This is a genomic window from Streptomyces olivochromogenes (assembly GCF_001514115.1).
Taxonomy (GTDB): Bacteria; Actinomycetota; Actinomycetes; order Streptomycetales; family Streptomycetaceae; genus Streptomyces; species Streptomyces olivochromogenes.
In genome coordinates this window covers 113,462-130,197 of record NZ_KQ948463.1, presented here as the reverse complement: position 1 = coordinate 130,197, position 16,736 = coordinate 113,462, and the positions used below count along the sequence as shown (strand labels likewise).

At 72.3% G+C, this 16,736-nt stretch carries 12 protein-coding genes; 10 read left to right on the top strand and 2 right to left on the bottom strand.

The window, feature by feature from the left end; translation table 11 throughout:
- Positions 1–120: 120 nt before the first annotated feature.
- Together AQJ27_RS30855 and AQJ27_RS30850 are read right to left on the bottom strand one after the other, a co-directional pair.
- Positions 121–1,356: an ROK family transcriptional regulator gene (locus tag AQJ27_RS30855; protein ID WP_067375983.1), complete on the bottom strand. Its 1,236-nt coding sequence runs from the start codon at positions 1,354–1,356 to the stop codon at positions 121–123.
- Positions 1,357–1,449: 93 nt separating this feature from the next.
- Positions 1,450–2,700: an FAD-binding protein gene (locus AQJ27_RS30850; protein ID WP_067375702.1), complete on the bottom strand. Its 1,251-nt coding sequence runs from the start codon at positions 2,698–2,700 to the stop codon at positions 1,450–1,452.
- A 239-nt stretch (positions 2,701–2,939) separates the two neighbouring features.
- Between AQJ27_RS30850 and AQJ27_RS30845 the strand changes: the two genes are divergently transcribed.
- The 10 genes from AQJ27_RS30845 to AQJ27_RS30805 all read left to right on the top strand — a co-directional run bounded on the left by AQJ27_RS30845 (position 2,940) and on the right by AQJ27_RS30805 (position 16,704).
- Positions 2,940–3,947: a hydroxyacid dehydrogenase gene (locus AQJ27_RS30845; RefSeq protein ID WP_067375699.1), complete on the top strand. Its 1,008-nt coding sequence runs from the start codon at positions 2,940–2,942 to the stop codon at positions 3,945–3,947.
- 761 nt (positions 3,948–4,708) lie between these two features.
- Positions 4,709–4,858 (top strand): hypothetical protein, encoded by a 150-nt coding sequence (locus tag AQJ27_RS56535; RefSeq protein ID WP_159064426.1) that lies wholly within the window; start codon positions 4,709–4,711, stop codon positions 4,856–4,858.
- Positions 4,859–4,940: 82 nt separating this feature from the next.
- Positions 4,941–6,287 (top strand): radical SAM protein, encoded by a 1,347-nt coding sequence (locus AQJ27_RS30840; protein ID WP_067375697.1) that lies wholly within the window; start codon positions 4,941–4,943, stop codon positions 6,285–6,287.
- 280 nt (positions 6,288–6,567) lie between these two features.
- Entirely contained in the window at positions 6,568–8,091 is a 1,524-nt protein-coding gene (locus tag AQJ27_RS30835; RefSeq protein WP_067375695.1) for a cellulose-binding domain-containing protein, read from the top strand.
- 412 nt (positions 8,092–8,503) lie between these two features.
- A complete protein-coding gene (locus AQJ27_RS30830; protein ID WP_067375693.1) occupies positions 8,504–9,217 on the top strand; it encodes a Crp/Fnr family transcriptional regulator in 714 nt (237 codons plus the stop codon).
- 114 nt (positions 9,218–9,331) lie between these two features.
- Entirely contained in the window at positions 9,332–10,168 is an 837-nt protein-coding gene (locus AQJ27_RS30825) for a hypothetical protein (RefSeq protein ID WP_067375691.1), read from the top strand.
- Between the two features lie 5 nt (positions 10,169–10,173).
- Positions 10,174–12,696: an ICP22 family protein gene (locus AQJ27_RS30820; RefSeq protein WP_067375689.1), complete on the top strand. Its 2,523-nt coding sequence runs from the start codon at positions 10,174–10,176 to the stop codon at positions 12,694–12,696.
- Positions 12,689–13,786 (top strand): hypothetical protein, encoded by a 1,098-nt coding sequence (locus tag AQJ27_RS30815; protein WP_235613781.1) that lies wholly within the window; start codon positions 12,689–12,691, stop codon positions 13,784–13,786. Before AQJ27_RS30820 ends, AQJ27_RS30815 begins: the two co-directional genes overlap by 8 nt.
- Entirely contained in the window at positions 13,783–14,331 is a 549-nt protein-coding gene (locus AQJ27_RS30810) for a Pycsar system effector family protein (RefSeq protein WP_067375687.1), read from the top strand. The genes AQJ27_RS30815 and AQJ27_RS30810 overlap by 4 nt, the downstream gene beginning before the upstream one ends.
- Before the next feature lie 99 nt (positions 14,332–14,430).
- A complete protein-coding gene (locus AQJ27_RS30805; RefSeq protein ID WP_235613780.1) occupies positions 14,431–16,704 on the top strand; it encodes a VWA domain-containing protein in 2,274 nt (757 codons plus the stop codon).
- Positions 16,705–16,736: the final 32 nt, after the last annotated feature.

The window sequence follows — 16,736 nt, the reverse complement described above, 5'->3', positions numbered from 1 at the left end:
GTTGGACGAAGTCTGTTCGAAGTGTTGTCTGCGGTTCGGTGGATCGAACAGGGGTGTCGGCAGGGCGAGTTGGCGGACCGTCAGTCCGGCGGCCCACGCCCCTCTGGAGGGCGGTGTGGTCTAGAGGGCGGTGCGGCGCGGGACGGACCTGCCGCCGGCGGGCTTGTGGCCCACCGGGTTCAGGGCGCCCTCCAGGGCGAAGGTCGCGGCGCCCAGGCAGACCGGGTCGGTGGGGATGGGGGAGAGGACGATCTCGGTGGCGGCCAGCGGCCGCCGCAGCGCGTGCCGGGCGACGGCCTCGCGCACCTCGCGCAGCAGCGGCTCGCCGAGCGCGGCGGCCACCCAGCTGCTGAGCACGACGACTTCGGGGTTGAGGAGGTTGATCAGGTCCGCGATGCTCGCGCCGAGATAGCGGGCGGTGTCCCGGACGACCTGGAGCGCCACCGGGTCGCCGGCGGCGACCCCACGGGACAGGGCGTCGATGGTGGCGGTCTGGTCGTCGGGATGCAGCAGCGGGCTCCGCGGGCTCGACTCCCGCAGGTTCCGCATGATTCCGGGCGCCCCGACGTACGTCTCCACGCAGCCGTGGTTGCCGCAGTGACACGGCCGCCCGTCGAGGACCAGCGTCGTATGACCCCACTCGCCCGCGCTGTTGCTCACCCCGCGGTGCAGCCCGCCGCCGAGCGCGAGCCCGGCACCGACCCCCGTGCCCAGATTGACGACGACGGCGTCCCCGCGACCACGGGCCGCGCCGAACCACAGCTCGGCGACCGCGCAGGCGCGCAGCGGGTTGTCGAGGTGGAGGGGGTAGGCGATGTGCTCGGCCAGCAGATCGAGCAGCGGCACGTCGTGCCAGTCCCAGTTCGGCGCGTACTCGGAGATGCCGGTGTCGCGGTCCACCTGGCCCGGCACGCTGACCCCGACGCCCAGGACGCGCGCGCCCTCGACCCCGGCCTGCGCGACCACCGAGCCGACGGCCGCGGCGACATGCCCGACGACCTGCTCCGGGCGGCTCTCGCCGGGGCGCATGTCCTCGGTCGCGCGGGCGAGCACGTTCAGCGCGAGGTCGAACAGCTCCACACGGACGTACGTCTCCGCGATGTCGACGCCGATCAACGCGCCCCCCGACGCGTTGACGGCCACGAGTCCCCGGGGGCGGCCCCCCGCGGAGTCCTCGAACCCGACCTCGGTCAGCATTCCGAGGTCGAGCAGTTCACCGACGAGCGTGGCGACCGTGGCCAGGCTCAGCCCGGTCGCCGCCGCCAACTCCTGTCGTGAGGTGGGGGACGCGGCGATGATCTGACGCAGCACCTCGTAGCGGTTCGCGGTGCGGATGTCGCGCGACGTCCGCTTCACCTGCTTTGCCACCTCGGTCCTCCGTACCGCACAGCGGGGCTAGGGCCCGGCGCGGCGCAAGGCTATGGCCTGGCGAGGAGGTTCGACAAGGGGTTAGGAAAGGGGGTGAACAAAGTCCCGCACGAAAGTGTTGGTGAACTTGCCCGCCGGGTCCATGGTTTCGGCCAGGGCCCTGAAGTCGTCCAGCCGCGGGTAGCGCCCGCGCAGCACCTCCCCGGGCGTGGTGAACACCTTGCCCCAGTGCGGCCGGGGGTCGAACGGCTCCAACGCCTCCTCGACCCGGCGCACCACCGGCAGGACGGCCGCCGTGTCCTCGACCCAGGTGAAGTGCAGGGCCACGGTGTCCCGGCCGTAGGCGGGGCTCAGCCACTGCCGGTCGGCGGCCACGGTGCGCACCTCGCAGATCTGGAGCAGCGGCGCGATGTGCTCGCGGATCGCGTCGACGGCGTGCAGTGCCGCGAGGGCGTGCGGGCGCGGCAGCAGGTACTCGGACTGCAGCTCGGCCCCGCTGCTCGGGGTGAACTCCGCCCGGAAGTGCGGCAGCCGCTCGTGCCACGGTCCGGGCACCCCGAACTGCTGGGTGCAGTTCTCCGCGGGCATGCCCGGCACGGGGTGCATCGCCTCGGTGGCGGGCGCGGCCCAGGGGAAGTCGGGCAGCGGCTGGTCGGTGCGGCGCTTGAGCCACACCTGCCGGAAGCCCGGACGCCCCCAGTCGGTGAAGAGACTCACGCTGTACGCGGTCGCCGCCACTGTCTCGAAGTCGAGCCCGGCGAGGGGAAGTTCGGTGAAGACGTGCTGGCTCACCTCGAAGTCCGGTTCCAGGTCGAGGGTGAGGGCGGTGACGACACCGAGTGCGCCGAGGGAGGTCACGGCGCCGTCGAAGCGTGTGTCGTCGCGGCCGATCGTGACGGTCGAGCCGTCCGCCGTGACGATCTCGACCTCGCGCACGGCGGAGGCGAGGGAGCCGTTGGTGACGCCCGAGCCGTGGGTGCCGGTCGCCACCGAGCCCGCCACGGAGATGTGCGGGAGAGAGGCCATGTTGTGCAGGGCGAACCCGTGCTCGTGCACCCGGCGGGCCAGTTCGGCGTACCGGACGCCGCCCGCGACCCGTACCGCACGGGCGGTCGAGTCGACGTCCACGGTCGGGGGCAGCGCGGTGAGCGAGAGCAGTACGCCGTCGTCGCCGGGCTCGGCGATCGTGTTGAACGAGTGCCCGCTGCCGAGTACTCGGACGCGTGCGCTCTCCGCGACGAGCGCCGCGAGGGCGTCGTGCGTGTGCGGGCGGTGCAGTTCCTTGGTGGTGTACGTGATGTTGCCGGCCCAGTTGGTCAGGGTTTCTGTCATCCCTGTCGTTCCTCCCCGGGGAGTTGCCGTGCGCGGCCGTGCGGTGGCCACTGCTGGAAACTACCTCGGGGGTTGGTCGGTCCGGTGTTCCGGCCCCGTCCCCTGTCGCGCGTGGCGGGCCGCGGTTACGGTAAAGGCGGTAGAGAGCGCTTGCTGTGTGGCCGTGTTTGCCGTGTTGCCGTGTCGCTGTGTCGCTGTGTCGCGCTGTCCCGTAGTCACCGAGCCGGAGGGTTGACTCCTTGCCCGAGCGTCCCGTGGCGATGTTCGCCATGTCCGCCGAGAACGTGCCGCAGATCTTTCCGTCCGAGGTCATGGCCCGACTGCGTGAGGTCGTGGACATCGAACCCGCGCTGGTGGCCGAGGACTTCTCACAGCCTCGCGTCCGTGAGGCGCTCGCCGGGACCGAGATCCTGATCACCGGCTGGGGCTGCCCGCGGCTGGACGCGGCCACGCTGGACGCGGCGCCGAAACTGCGTGCCGTGCTGCACTCCGCGGGCTCGGTGAAGGGCGTCACCACACCGGCGGTCTGGGATCGCGGACTTCTGGTGTCCTCGGCCGCCGTCGCCAACGCGCGCCCCGTCGCCGAATACACCCTCGCGATGATCCTTCTCGCCGGCAAGGACGTCTTCGCCCACCGCGACCGGATGCGCGCGCGGCGCTCACTGCCCGGGTGGGCCCTCGTTCCCGGCATCGGCAACTACGGGCGCCGCGTGGGCGTCATCGGAGCGTCCCGTATCGGCCGCCGTGTGATCGAACTGCTGCGCCCCTTCGATCTGAGGGTGAGCCTCACCGACCCGTATGTCGACGAGGGCGGGGCGGCCGGGCTGGGGGTTCCTCTCCTCCCGCTCGACGACCTGCTGGCCACCAGCGACATCGTCACCGTGCACGCCCCCCAGACCCCTGAGACCCGGCATCTGATCGGCCGCCGCGAACTCGGTCTGATGCCGGACGGGTCGGTCCTCATCAACACCGCGCGGGGTTCGCTTGTCGACCACGACGCGCTGATCGACGCGCTGCGGGCCGGGCGGGTGAGTGCGATCCTCGATGTCACCGACCCCGAGCCACTGCCGGCCGACTCCCCTCTCTACGACCTCCCCAACGCCTTCATCACCCCCCATCTCGCCGGCTCCCAGGGCAACGAACTCACCCGCCTGGGTCTGACGGTTCTCTCGGAGGCGGAGCGGGTTGTTGCGGGGGAGGGGGTGGAGTTCGGGGTGGATGTGGGGGTGCTGGAACGGGAGGCGTGACGCGGCCCCGGACTTTCCTCGCCCCCGCCGCCCCTACCCATCCCATCCCCGGGGGCTGCGCCCCCGGCCCCCCATCCGGGGCTGCGCCCCTGGGACCCCCATCCGGGGCTGCGCCCCTGGGACCCCCATCCGGGGCTGCGCCCCTGGGACCCCCACCTGGGGCTGCGTCCCCGGTCCCGCGCTCGGGGCTCGTCTCCGGGATCCCTGCTCGGGGTTGCGTCCCCGGTCCCGCGCTCGGGGCTCGTCTCCGGGATCCCCGCTTGGGGCTGCGCCCCGGGCCCGCGCTCGGGACTTGACCCTGGGAGCCCCGCTTGGGGATGCGCCCCGGAGCCGCTCTCGGGGCTGTGCCCCCGGCCACCTGCCTGGGCCTGTGCCCCTGAGACCTCCACTTGGGGCTGCGCCCTGGGCTCGCCCTTGGGGCTGTACCTCCGGTTCCCTGCCCGGGGCTGTGTCCCTGGTCCCCTACCTGGGCGTGTGCCTCTGGTCCCCTGCCCGGGGCTGTGCCCCCGGCCCCCACCCGGGGCTGTGCCCCCCGCCCCGCACCCAGGGCTGTGCCCCGGGCCTGTTCCCGGGCTTGTGCGTCGGCCCGTGTTCGGGGGTTGCCCGTTGGGTACACGCTCGGGGCTGTGTCCCGGAGTGGCTTTTGGGGCTCTGGGGCGCGCCAGCACCTGGGTCTGTGCTCGGGGCCCGTTTCGGGGCGCCCGTGGGGGACTCGGCGCGACGGCGCTGCTTGTGCTGTCTCTCGGAGGGGGCTTCGGGGGGTGGAGATCCGTACGGGCGTTTCCGGCGGGGCCCTCGGAGTCTGGGTCGGGGCCGTGCCGCTCGCGGTCGCCTGGGGTGCGGCCGAACCCGGCCCGGCGCTGCCGTCGGACGTGCGTATCGCGCGCCGCGAGGGGACCCGGCACGGCTGACGTACAGGCAGGGGCATACCGTGAGGAGTCGAGCACGGGGACTTGAACGAGTCGGGAACGGGTCGGGAGCGAGGAGAACGGGATGGTCGGCAGCCGCACCGCGTTGGTCGAGGATCTGATGGAGCGGTTCCCGCACGTACCGCGGGAGGCCGTCTTCAAGGAGGACCTGCTCCGCGGAGGTGTGGCCTTCGACGAGTCGGCGCTCTCCGACAACGAGGACGGTGACGTCAAGCCGAAGTCGTACTTCATCTTCTCCTTCGACCACGGCACCCTGCCCGAACTCGGCGAGGCCGCCCTGCGCCGCCCGCCCGAGGAGATCATCCTCACGGGTGGGCCGTACGACCTGCGGCGGACCGTGGTGTCCGTGCGGGTCAATCCCGCCTCGCCCTATCGCGTCGCCGCGGACGACGAAGGGGTGCTCGGGCTCTACCTCGACGGGAAGCGGATCGCCGACGTCGGCGTGCCCCCGATGCCCGAGTACTACCGGCACACGCTCTCCAACGGGAAGTCCGTGATGGAGGTCGCCCCCACCATCCAGTGGGGCTATCTGATCTACCTCACCGTCTTCCGGGTCTGCCAGTACTTCGGCGCCAAGGAGGAGTGCCAGTACTGCGACATCAACCACAACTGGCGCCAGCACAAGGCGGCGGGGCGCCCGTACACCGGGGTGAAGGACGTCGAGGAGGTCCTCGAAGCCCTGGAGATCATCGACCGGTACGACACGGCGAAGGCCTCCACCGCGTACACCCTCACCGGCGGCGCGATCACCTCGAAGCTGCAGGGGCGCGACGAGGCCGACTTCTACGGCCACTACGCCAAGGCCATCGAGGAGCGCTTCCCGGGGCGTTGGATCGGCAAGGTCGTCGCACAGGCGCTGCCGCGCGACGACGTGCAGCGGTTCAAGGACTACGGCGTGCAGATCTACCACCCCAACTACGAGGTGTGGGACCGGCGGTTGTTCGAGCTGTACTGCCCGGGCAAGGAGCGTTATGTCGGCCGCGACGAGTGGCACAAGCGCATCCTCGACTCCGCGGAGGTCTTCGGCGCGCGCAACGTGATCCCCAACTTCGTGGCCGGCGTGGAGATGGCGGAGCCGTTCGGCTTCACGACCGTCGACGAGGCCATCGCCTCCACCACCGAGGGGCTGCGCTTCTTCATGTCGCACGGCATCACGCCCCGCTTCACCACCTGGTGCCCGGAGCCCACGACCCCGCTCGGCAAGGCCAACCCCCAGGGCGCGCCGCTGGAGTACCACATCCGGCTGCTGGAGGCCTACCGGTCGACCATGGAGGACTTCGGGCTGTCCTCGCCGCCCGGATACGGCCCGCCCGGACCCGGCCAGGCGGTCTTCTCGGTGAGCTCCTTCATGGACAGCCTCCCGGCGCGGGAACCCGCGGTGACGGAAGCGGCCGGACCGAAGGTTCCGTAGAACCTCTCAAAAGTCGACGGCGATCGAGACGTATCGGCCTCCCTTCCGTATCCCTTTCCATAGGGCGGGAGGGAGGCTGCGCGCGTTCGGACGCACGGCGCCGCAACCGCTTGCCACGCTAATTGAATACCTCGCTTGTCAGTTGTGTGGAAAGCGTGAAAGGCTCGGGCCCCGTCGTTGAGACGGCCTCAACTCCCCTGTACAGAGGGTGAGTTGACGATCACGTTGTTCAGACGTTTCTAGACGTTGCACCTGGAAGCAGTTGATGCAGGAGCCCCCCATGCCTGACCTGCCGACCCCCCAGAACGCCGCCGAGGCCGCGCTGCTCTCGGAGTGTTGGGACGCGGTCCTGTCGTACGCCGATCTGTGCACGTCCGGTTCGGCCTCGGCCACGCAGCTGGCGACCGAGGCGTTCACACACGGCATCGACGAACTGCGCGCCGCCACCGCGGCATCGAAGAGTACCGGTACCGGACGCCGGGCGCTCAGGCTGCCCCGCATTCCGCTGCTGCTGGCCTCCGTCCGTACCGTGGCCGCCGCCTGGGAGACGAACGGGCTCGGCCATCGGCTCGACCCCGACCTGCGCCTGTGGCTCCACTCCGACAAGGCCGCCCGCTACGTCGGACCGCCGCTGCACCGCCCGCTCGCGCTGCGCGGCCTCCGGGACATGCAGGAGCCGGACGCCGTTCTGCTGTGGCTGGCCGAAGTCGAGTCGCTGCCCATGTCCGCGGTGGCCCGGCGGCTCGGTCTCGATCCGGCGGCCGCGGCCACCGAACTCGCCCAGGTGCGGGTGCTGTTCCGGGACCGCTGCCACCGCAACCACCTCGACACGCCGATGGACGCCTACTGCCGCAGCTACGCGCGGCTCCTCGACGCGGTCACCCGCTCACCCAGCGCCGAGACGCCCGAGGACCTCTCCCGGCACCTGGCGCGCTGCGTCGAGTGCGCGGAGGCCGCCGCCTGTCTGCGGCTGCACGGCGGCGGGCTGCCCGCGGCGCTCTCCAGCGGTGTGATCGGCTGGGGCGGCCTCGCGTATCTCGAACGGCGGCGCCGGGCCGCCGAGGCCGGCATGATCGGCGGACGCACGGACGCGGCGGTGGACACGGGGCTGGACGAGGGCAAGCCGGTCCGGCCCCGGATCGGCCGGACCGGGATCCTGGTCACGGCCGTCCTCGTGTCCGCACTCGCGCTCACGGTCTCGCTGATGCCCTTCGGCGGCTCGAAGGGCGGCGACGCGAACGCCGCGCAGGGCGAGGCGACGGACGGGCAGTCCCTTGCGGACCCGGGCCCCTCCCTCCCCTCGGGCTCGAAGACGAAGTCGGGTTCGGGTTCGGGTTCGGGATCGGGGACGGCGACGGCGGGCTCGCCCGCGGTGGCGGACTCGACCTCGCGTCCGGCGGGCAACTCCGATCAGGAGGCCCAGGGCGAGTCCTCGTCGCCCGCCGGGAAGCAGGGCGGGGTGACGAGTTCGCCGAAGAGCGCCGCGCCGGACTGCCGGGTGAAGTACGAGATCGTGAGCGAGTGGCCGGACGGCTTCCAGGCCACCGTCACCGTCACCTCCACCAAGGCCCTCGCCACCTGGAGCCTCGGCTGGACCTTCAAGGACGGCCAGCACGTGGGCCAGATGTGGGACGGTACCTTCACCCAGGACGACTCCCACGTCACGGCCACCGCCGCCGACTACAACAAGACCGTCACCGCGAACGGCACCTTCACCTTCGGCTTCGTCGGTTCCTGGACCGGGGCCAACTCGGCCGCGCGCGACTTCACCCTCAACACGGCCAGTTGCCAGGCCGTCGGCTGAGCATCCGGCCGACCGGTGTGACGCGCGAAGAGCCGGTGTGACGCGCGAAGAACCGGACACCGTCCCCTCACCCCGTCACCACCTCCCCACCACCCCTGCGGCGGCGGAAACCTGATTTTTCGCCAAGTCCGCCGCCCTGGCCGGTTCCCCGTATCGAGGGGGCCGGCCGTTCGGCGCCGGTCCTGACCTCAAGGTCGTCGGTGGGGCGGGAGCGGAGGCGGACGGTCCGGCCGCGGTCACCGCTGGTGGGGTGTCATGAGGGGACGGCACGCCCGGGCGACCCACCTGGCACTTCGCCACTTACCGACCAGTACGGCCGATCTGGCGTAATTCACTCGTCTCAATGCTTCGCTCTGCCACCATCAACGCCTCTGAAAAGTCAGGCGGCACGATTGCGGCGGGGGGCGTGGCCATGGGGCTGCTCGGCAATGAGCTGGCTTTCGCACGCGCTCTGACCCCTCAGGAGCGCGAGAGCGTGATGGCTCTCGGCAGCCGGAAGCACTACGCGGCCGATGCCCATCTTCTGACGGAGGGCGACCGGTCCAGTCACGTCCTGATCATCATTCGGGGCTGGGTGACCGTTTCCGTGGCGACGGACCGGGGTGCCACGCGGCTGATACTCGGTCTGCGGGGTCCCGGTGAACTGCTCGGCGAGATGGCCGCCCTGGACCCGCATCCCCGCAGCGCCACCGTGCGCGCGCTGGGTCCGACCGAGACCCAGGTCATCTCCGGGGACGCGTTCCGCCGGTTCCTCGCGCTGCACCCCCGCGTCAGTGGTCTGGTGATACGCCAGCTCACCTTCCGGCTGCGCAGCGCCGACCAGGAGCGGTCCGCGCTCGCCTCGCTCACCGTGCTGCAACGGCTGGCCAGCCGGCTCACCGAACTGTCGAGAGCCGAGCCCTCCGGCCCCTACCACCCGGCCGTACCGGGCGGCGCCACGCACACGGGCACCGTCGTCCAACTGGCCCAGGACGAACTGGCCGCCACCATCGGAGCCACCCGGGAAGCCGTCGCCAAGGCACTGAAGCTGCTGCGCACCCAGCACGTCGTGCGTACCGGCAACCGGATGGTGGAGATTCTCGACCCCGAACTGCTCGCACTCCTCGCGGACGGTCATCAGGAGTAGACCCACGCCTTGTCGTAACCCACGCCTCGTCGTGTGTAAACGGCTACAGACGGCCCTCGTCCCCGGGCCCGACGCTGAGGGGGACGGCAAGTGGAGAGAGCAAGGGGGCACGGGGTGGACCACGACGCGATGGATCTCACCGAAGCACGCTACGAGTTGGTGATCAGCGTCGACGCCCGGCGTTCCGGGGAGTACGACGACGTCGACAAGCAGCGCATGCGCGAGCGGATCTACCGGGTGCTGGAGGCGGCCTTCACCCACGCCAAGGTGGCGCGCGACGCCGTACACATGGAGGACCGCGGCGACGGTGTGCTGCTGTCGGTGGTCGGCCGGATCGCGGTGACCCGGCTGCTCGGCCTGTGGATGGTCGAGGTGCACGAGAATCTGCGGGACGAGAACCGCGGCCTGCGTGTCCCCCTCGGGCTTCGGGTGGGCATGCACGTCGGGCCTGTCCGGCACGACGGCCGGGGCATCAGCGGGCGCGCGGTCGACCTCGCCTGCCGGCTGGCCGACTCGCCGCTCGCCCGGCGACTGCTGGACGCCGAGCGGGCCGACCTCGTGCTGGTGACCTCCCAGTCGCTCTACGAGGACGTGGTCAGCGGCGGCGGCAAGTTCATCGAGCCCGCGCACTACTCCTCCGCCCGCCTGGAGCTCAAGGAGGGCGAGGTCACCGCCTGGTTCCACCTTCCAGGCCGACCCGCTCCGCAGATCCCCGCCGCACCCGTACCGCCTGCCGCACCGGCCGCTGACCCGCCGCCCAACGCGGACACGACCGCCGGTCGCGCCGATGACGTCCAGGAAGTCCAGGACGTCAAGTGTGACGACCCGGCCGACGGCCCTGGTGCCCGCTACACCGTCCACGGCGACATGTCGCAGCACAGCGACAACGTCTACCAGCAGCCCGTGCACATCGGGCGGACCACCGGCGACGCCGGCCGACGGAAGGGCTGATCGCAGTGACCGACGATCAGCAAGCGGGCGGCGGCGCCGAGCCCGCACCCCGCAAGGGGGCCGACGGCCGTGCGCCCGAGGCCGACGGGAAGGCCAGGAACGACCCGCCCCGTGCCGACGAGGGCAAGGCCGAAGGCGACGAGGGAGCCGCAGGCAACGACGCCCCGGAAGAGGGCGACGCCAAGAAGGACCAGGGGAAGAAGCAGGAGGAGGAACGCGAGCGCGCCGCGGGGCGGTTCAAGGAGCACACCCGCGACCCGCTCGCCGAGGAGCAGGGCGAGGACGGGACCACCGACCTCGCCGCCGCCTCGCGGGCCCGCCGCGCCACCCGGATGCTGTTCGACACCGGCCGGGACCTCAACAGCTTCGACCGCTCGTACTTCCAGAGCGCCCACATCGGCGACATCCACCTGCGGATGGACGCCCGCCACTCCGGCGCGGGGATGCGCAGCGGACCCGTGCCCGACGAGGAACTGCGCAGGCTCCGCCGCGTCCATGTGGAACCGCAGGGATACGTACAGCTGCGCAACGCCCTCGGCGCCCGTCGGCTGCTGGTGCTCGGCGCCGCCCCCGGCACCGGACGCACCAGCACCGCGCTCTCGCTCCTCGACGAGGTCACCGGCCTCGCGGCGGACGCCACGGGCACGGAGCCCGGGGCCGGATCCCGGGTGCGCCGGGTCGATCCGGACGGTGGGGTGCGGAAGTTGGCGGGCTCCCTGGCCGGCGAGGGCGAGGAGGCGCGGCGCGGCACCGGGTACCTGCTGGAGCTCTCCCTCACCGGGCCCGGTGCGCTGCCCCCGGACGAGATGGACCTCGACGGGCTCGCCGCGGCCCTGGCCCGGTGCGCGTCGTACGCGGTGGTCGTCGTCACGGTCGGGTCGGCGGCCAACCCGCTGCTGGCCGGGCGGTACGGCAGGCTCTGCCCTCCCGCACCCACCCAGGAACTGCTCACCACCCGGTTACGGGAACGGCTGGAGGAGCATGTCGCCGCCGCCCCGGACGGTGAGGTCCGGCTGGCGGACCTGCTCGCCGGGGCGGAGGAACTGGCGGTCCGCCAGGACGTCACGGACGCGGTCGGACTGAAGGACCTGCGCCCCGCCGAGGCCGAGTTGCTCGCCTCGCTGCTGGCCGCACACCAACTGGGGGAGGTCTCCCGGGACGAGCTGCTGGCCGGTTGCCGCAGCCTCGCCGCCGACCAGGCCCAGGAGTGGTTCGCCGGAGTGGACCGGGCGCTGACGGCACCTCCCACCGAGCCGGAGGGCGGCGCGGGACGGCCGGGTACGGCGGCCCTGTTCCACCCGGTGGCGTTCCGTATCGCGCTCGCCGTACTGGGCGGCGCCTCGCACAGCGCCGTGGCCGCCGCCGCCCACCTGCTGACCTGGGAACTGTCCGTGCAGTGCGATCCGGACCACACCCCGGCCCGCCCGCTGTTCTGCGACGACCCGGAAGCCGATCTCGCTCTCTCCCGAGCCGAACTGACCGACGGCCGGCTCGAGGTGGCCGGGACCGAGGTTCCGGCCCGGCTGATCTGGTACCGGGGATCCGCCCTGCCCTCCGCGGTGCTGACCGAGATCTGGGACCGGCACTTCCCCGTCCGGGCACCGATCGTGCGCTGGCTGCGGCTGCTCGCGGACGATCCACGCCCCCAGGTGTGGATGCGCGCAGCGGTGGCCGCCGGGGAGCTGTGCGCACGGGACTTCGACCACGGATACGCGGAGCTGATCCGGCCGCTCGCCGAGGCGGCCACGCCCCGCCGGAGGATCTTCGCGGCCACCACGCTCGACCAGGCGGCCGGTCACGCCTCGCACCGCAAGGCGGTACGCAAGCTGGTCGACGACTGGAGCAGGTACGGGACGAAGTCGCTGCGCTGGACCGCGGCGATGGCACTGGGATACGGGAACGCCGCGGACACGACGGAGGACGCCCTGGACGCCCTGGCCCGCATCGGGGTCCGCGACGACGGGGAGCAGCTGGCGGTCGCCTCGTTCAACGCCGTACGGCTGCTGGCACTCCCGGACGGTGCCAAGGTGCTGCGACGGATGGCCGACTGGACCCACCACAAGCGCGCGGAGTACCAGGACCTCGGTCTGGTGACCACCGTCCGGCTCGCCGTGACCTCGGTGGACGAGGTGCTGTCCGACGAGCCCGACTCCCCGCTGGCCGACCGCGCCGACTGGCCACTGCCGCTCGCCCTCGCCGTCCCCCGCCCCGAACTCGTGCTCCCCATGGCCGACTTGATGTGGAGCGCGCTGAACACGGCGCGCTCGAAGGATGTGGCCCTGGACGCGCTGGAGTCCCTGCTGCGTTCGGCGGTGCGCGGGGACGGCACCGAGGGGACCCGGCCGGGGCTGGCGGCGCTGCTGCCCGCGCTGGCGACCGAGGAGAACGACCGGCGGCGGCTGGACTGGCTGCTGCGCCGAATGATGAACGATCCGGAGAATCCGCTCCCCGACGCTTCTGCGCGTGCCCTGTGGTGGCTCGCCGTCCCGACGCGGGAGAGGACGGGCGAGGAGGACAGCCATGGCTGAGGACCAGGACGCGAGGGCGAAGGCGAGGGAGCGGCTGAGGGCGCGGAAGGCGGCCGCGGGGCCGGTGGGTCCCTTCCTGCGGGAGTACGCGCCGACGGGCGGGTTCCCGCAGGTGAGCGCCCAGAAGGCCTCGGTGCTGTTCTACCGCAACGGCGGCTACAGCGTGGTCACCGTCTCCGGTGTCCGGCACGTCGACAAGCGGGCGCTGGCCCGGCCGTACACCGTCTGCGAGATCGCGCTGGGCACCTATGTGACGACGCTTCAGATGGAGTTGCCCGCCGCGGGTGGGACGACCTTCTTCAAGGCCGAGGTGGACATCCACTGGACGGTGACCGATCCCCATCTGGCCGCCACCGAGGTCGTCACCGACGTCGCCCAGCGGCTCACCGCCCCGGTGCTGGAGCGGCTGCGCGAGGTGTCCTCGGCCTACCGGGTGACCCAGGCCGAACAGGCCGACCGTGCCATCACCCTGGAGTGCGCCGGCAGTCGCTGGGCCGAGCTGGGCACCGAACTCGGCCTGCGGGTAAGGCTGTACGTCCGCCTGCGGGTGGACGACCGGACGATCGAGCACATGGACGGCATCCGGGACGCGCACGCCTCGGCCGAGGTGACCCGGGTGCATCAGGCCGCGTTCCGCAAGATGCTGCAGGGCGGTGAGCTGGAACAGCTCAGCTACATGCTGGCGGCCGAGCCCGAGGCGGCCAAGGACTTCCTGGAGAAGATCCGCCAGGAGGGGCGGCAGGACGAGAAGGAACGTGTCGACCGGCTCTTCGCCATGGTCGCCAGCGGCCAGATCCAGTCCAACGACATGGAGACACAGGCCCTCAACCTCCTCAACCAGGGTCGCCACCCCCTCCAGGGGCCCATCGGCTCGCTGCCCGCCCGCCGCGAGACACCGCAGCTGGCGCCGGCCGCCGACGAGCCGTTCACGCCGGACTGGGTGGCGGACGAACCGCCCTCCCGGGCGGACCGGGGACCACGCGCGAGAGAGCCCTACTCGGGCGACCCCCAGGACGCCGAACCCGAACCGCCGCGCCGCCGCACACGCTCCCGGGACGACGGATGGTCCTGGGCGGAGGAGGACCGGTGACCGGCGACGGCCCGGCGCGCACCTCCTGCGACCCGGTCGGGCCCGTGCCGGACGGGGGTCCGCACGGGTCCGACCGGGGGGAGCGCATCGCCGAACGGCTGCTGAGCACGGTCAGGGAGGACCTCGGCCGGGCCGACGCGAAAGCGGCCGTACTGCTCTCGGGAACGCTGGCGCTGCCCGCGTTCCTGATCGGGCGGCACGGCCCGCCCGACTGGCGCGGGCTCGCCGACGTGACGCTGATCCTCGCGAGCGTGCTCTGGGTGGTCGCGGTGACCGCGCTGGTCGGGGCGCTCATGCCGCGCACCCGCACGGTCCGCGGCCGGGACGGGGTGACGTACTTCGGCGACCTGCTGGCCCCCCGCGACCTCGCGGGGCTGTCCGCCGACGTCACCGAGGCCGGACGCGACACCGCCGGATGGCTGCTCGTCCAGGCCGTGGACGTCAGCTCGATCCTGTCCGCCAAGTACCGGGCCATCCGCTGGGGAGTGGGCTCGCTCGCCCCTTCCACGGCGCTGGCGCTGGCCTGGAGCCTGACCGCCCGCTGACACGCGGCACAGCACGTACACGACACAGAGACGAACCAAGGAACCAGGGGGACGGCCGTGGAAAGCATCACGGGAAGACGGCAGACAGGAAGGGGCCGGGTGCGCCGCGCCGCGGTCGGCGCGCTCGGCGGTATGGCGGTGCTCGTGTCCCTGCTGGCACCCGCCGGTCATGATCCGGTGCCGGCGGCGGATTCCGAACCCGCCTTCCCGGCGGTCAACTACTCCATCGCCGTGGACGAGTCCGCCAGCCTCGCGCCCGAGGACATGAAGGCCGAGAAGGCCGCCGCCGCACGCATCGCGCTCGGCGACGTCTCCTCGTCCTCCCACGCCACCGTCTTCGGTTTCGCCGCCGCCGAGTCCGGCGCCCAGCGCGCGGTGGACCCCGTCTGCCCGCGCACCACGCTGGACGCGGCGGGCCGCGAGACGATCGGCACCTGCGTCGGCAAGCTGCGCGGCCGCACGAAGAACGAGGGCACCGGCACCGACTTCCCGAGCGCGATACGCCAGGGAGTCCACGACCTCACCACCGGCACCGACCCCTCCCAGCCCCGCGTGCTGTTCCTCCTCACCGACGGAAAGCTGGACGTCCAGGACAGCCCCAAGTACGGCGACCCCGCGCACCGCAAGGACGAGGGCGAACAGCAGCTGACGCAGGAACTCGAGAACGCCGCCGCCCAGCACGTACAGATCTGGCCGCTCGGCTTCGGACCCGACCCGGACAAGGCGCAGCTCGACCGGATCGCCGCCGGTGGATACCAGAAGGGCTGCGTCGAACTGCCCTCCGCCCGCCCGAGTGCGGGCAAGGTCTCCGGGGCCAAGGACGTCGGCCCCATGCTGGAGAAGATCTTCGCCGCCGCCCACTGCCTGCGCCACGAACAGGGCCCCAGCAAGCGGCCGCCCGCCACCCTGGAGATCGGCATCTCCCCGCTGGCGACCGTGGGCAGCATCGTCGTCGACAAGGGCGACCCCCAGGTGAAGATCACCTACCTCGACCCCAACGGCCACCAGGTCCCCACCACGGGGACGTACCGCAAGTCGGGATTCGAGCTGGCGGGCGGCAGCGGCACCGTGGAGGCGCTGAAGATCGTCGATCCGGTGCCCGGCACCTGGCGCGTGAAGGCCGAGGCGCCGGAGGGCCACCGCTCGGTGCCCGTCGCCGTCAGCGTGCTGTGGCAGGGCGAGTTGCGCGGCGCCATCACCATGGACCCGCCGTCCCCGCAGGCCGGCGAGAAGGTCACGGTGACCATGCGCCTGCAGACCCGCGAGGGTTACGAGATCAAGGACGCGCGCGACTACGAGGGGCTGCGCGTCCGCAGTGAACTGACCGGCGACGGCTTCGAGCCGCTGGCGCTGCGCCTCACCGACGACGGCCAGGGGCCCGACTCCAAGGCGAGCGACGGCTCCTTCACCGGTTCCGTCGGGATCCCCAAGAGCGCCGACGGGGCACTGAAGGTGAGCGGCACGCTGACGGCCTCGGGGCTGAGCGCCGACACCCGCAGCGAGGGCGGCCAGATCGCACCCGGCGCACTGCCCGTCACCACCGCGCTCGAACTGCCCACCGCGAACACCCACCCCGGCTCCAAAGTCACCGGCACGCTGGCCGTCCACAACACCAGCGACACCCCGCACACCCTGCGGCTGTCCGTCGCCGACCTCAAGTCCGGGCTGCTCACGGTCACCCCGGCCGAGATCCAGGTGAAGCCCGGCGAGTCCGGCACCCGGAAGGTCACGGTCGAGGTCGCCCCCCGCGACGTCTTCGGCGACCGCCTCGGCGACGGCGGGCTGCGACTCGGCGGCACCGTGACCGTGGTCGACACCACCGACCACGACCGGACACTGGTGCGCACCCCGCTCTCGGTCCGGGTGACACCCGAGCCGGGCATCTGGGCGAAGTTCTGGTGGGCGTTCGTGTCCGCCGCCGCACTGATCGCGCTGGCCACCGCGGCGGTCCTCGCCTGGCTGCGCCAGCGCCGCACCCGCAGGGACCCGTTCGGCCTGGTGCTGCGGCTGGTCTCCGCGGAGGGCAACGTCCTCGGGGAGCACCTCGCCGGACACGGACACAAGCAGTGGTACGAGTTCGCCGTCGTCGAACCCCACCGCAGCCCGCGCATCGAACGGCGCGCCCACGGCCCGTACGCCGTCCAGCGCAGCCCCGAGGGCGGAGCGGTCCTGCGCAAGCGCGGCGGCGGCCGGACCCCGCTGCCCGCCCGCGGCCAGGTTCAGTTGACCGACACGCTGAGCCTGGCCCTCGGTGAGGACACCCGCGCCTCGAAGGTCCGCCGACCGCGGCCCTCCGCGCGGACGACCGCGGGCTCCACCACCTCCGCGACCGGTACCGGCGAGAGCGGGAGCTCGTACGGGTCGTACCTGTGACGCCACGGGCGGCCCGACGCGTCACCGGGCCG

Bases quoted from the DNA above. Each gene is read 5' to 3' on its own strand.
- AQJ27_RS30850 (WP_067375702.1), bottom strand. From the start codon at position 2,700: ATGACAGAAACCCTGACCAACTGGGCCGGCAACATCACGTACACCACC.
- AQJ27_RS30840 (WP_067375697.1), top strand. From the start codon at position 4,941: ATGGTCGGCAGCCGCACCGCGTTGGTCGAGGATCTGATGGAGCGGTTC.
- AQJ27_RS30835 (WP_067375695.1), top strand. From the start codon at position 6,568: ATGCCTGACCTGCCGACCCCCCAGAACGCCGCCGAGGCCGCGCTGCTC.
- AQJ27_RS30830 (WP_067375693.1), top strand. From the start codon at position 8,504: ATGGGGCTGCTCGGCAATGAGCTGGCTTTCGCACGCGCTCTGACCCCT.
- AQJ27_RS30815 (WP_235613781.1), top strand. From the start codon at position 12,689: ATGGCTGAGGACCAGGACGCGAGGGCGAAGGCGAGGGAGCGGCTGAGG.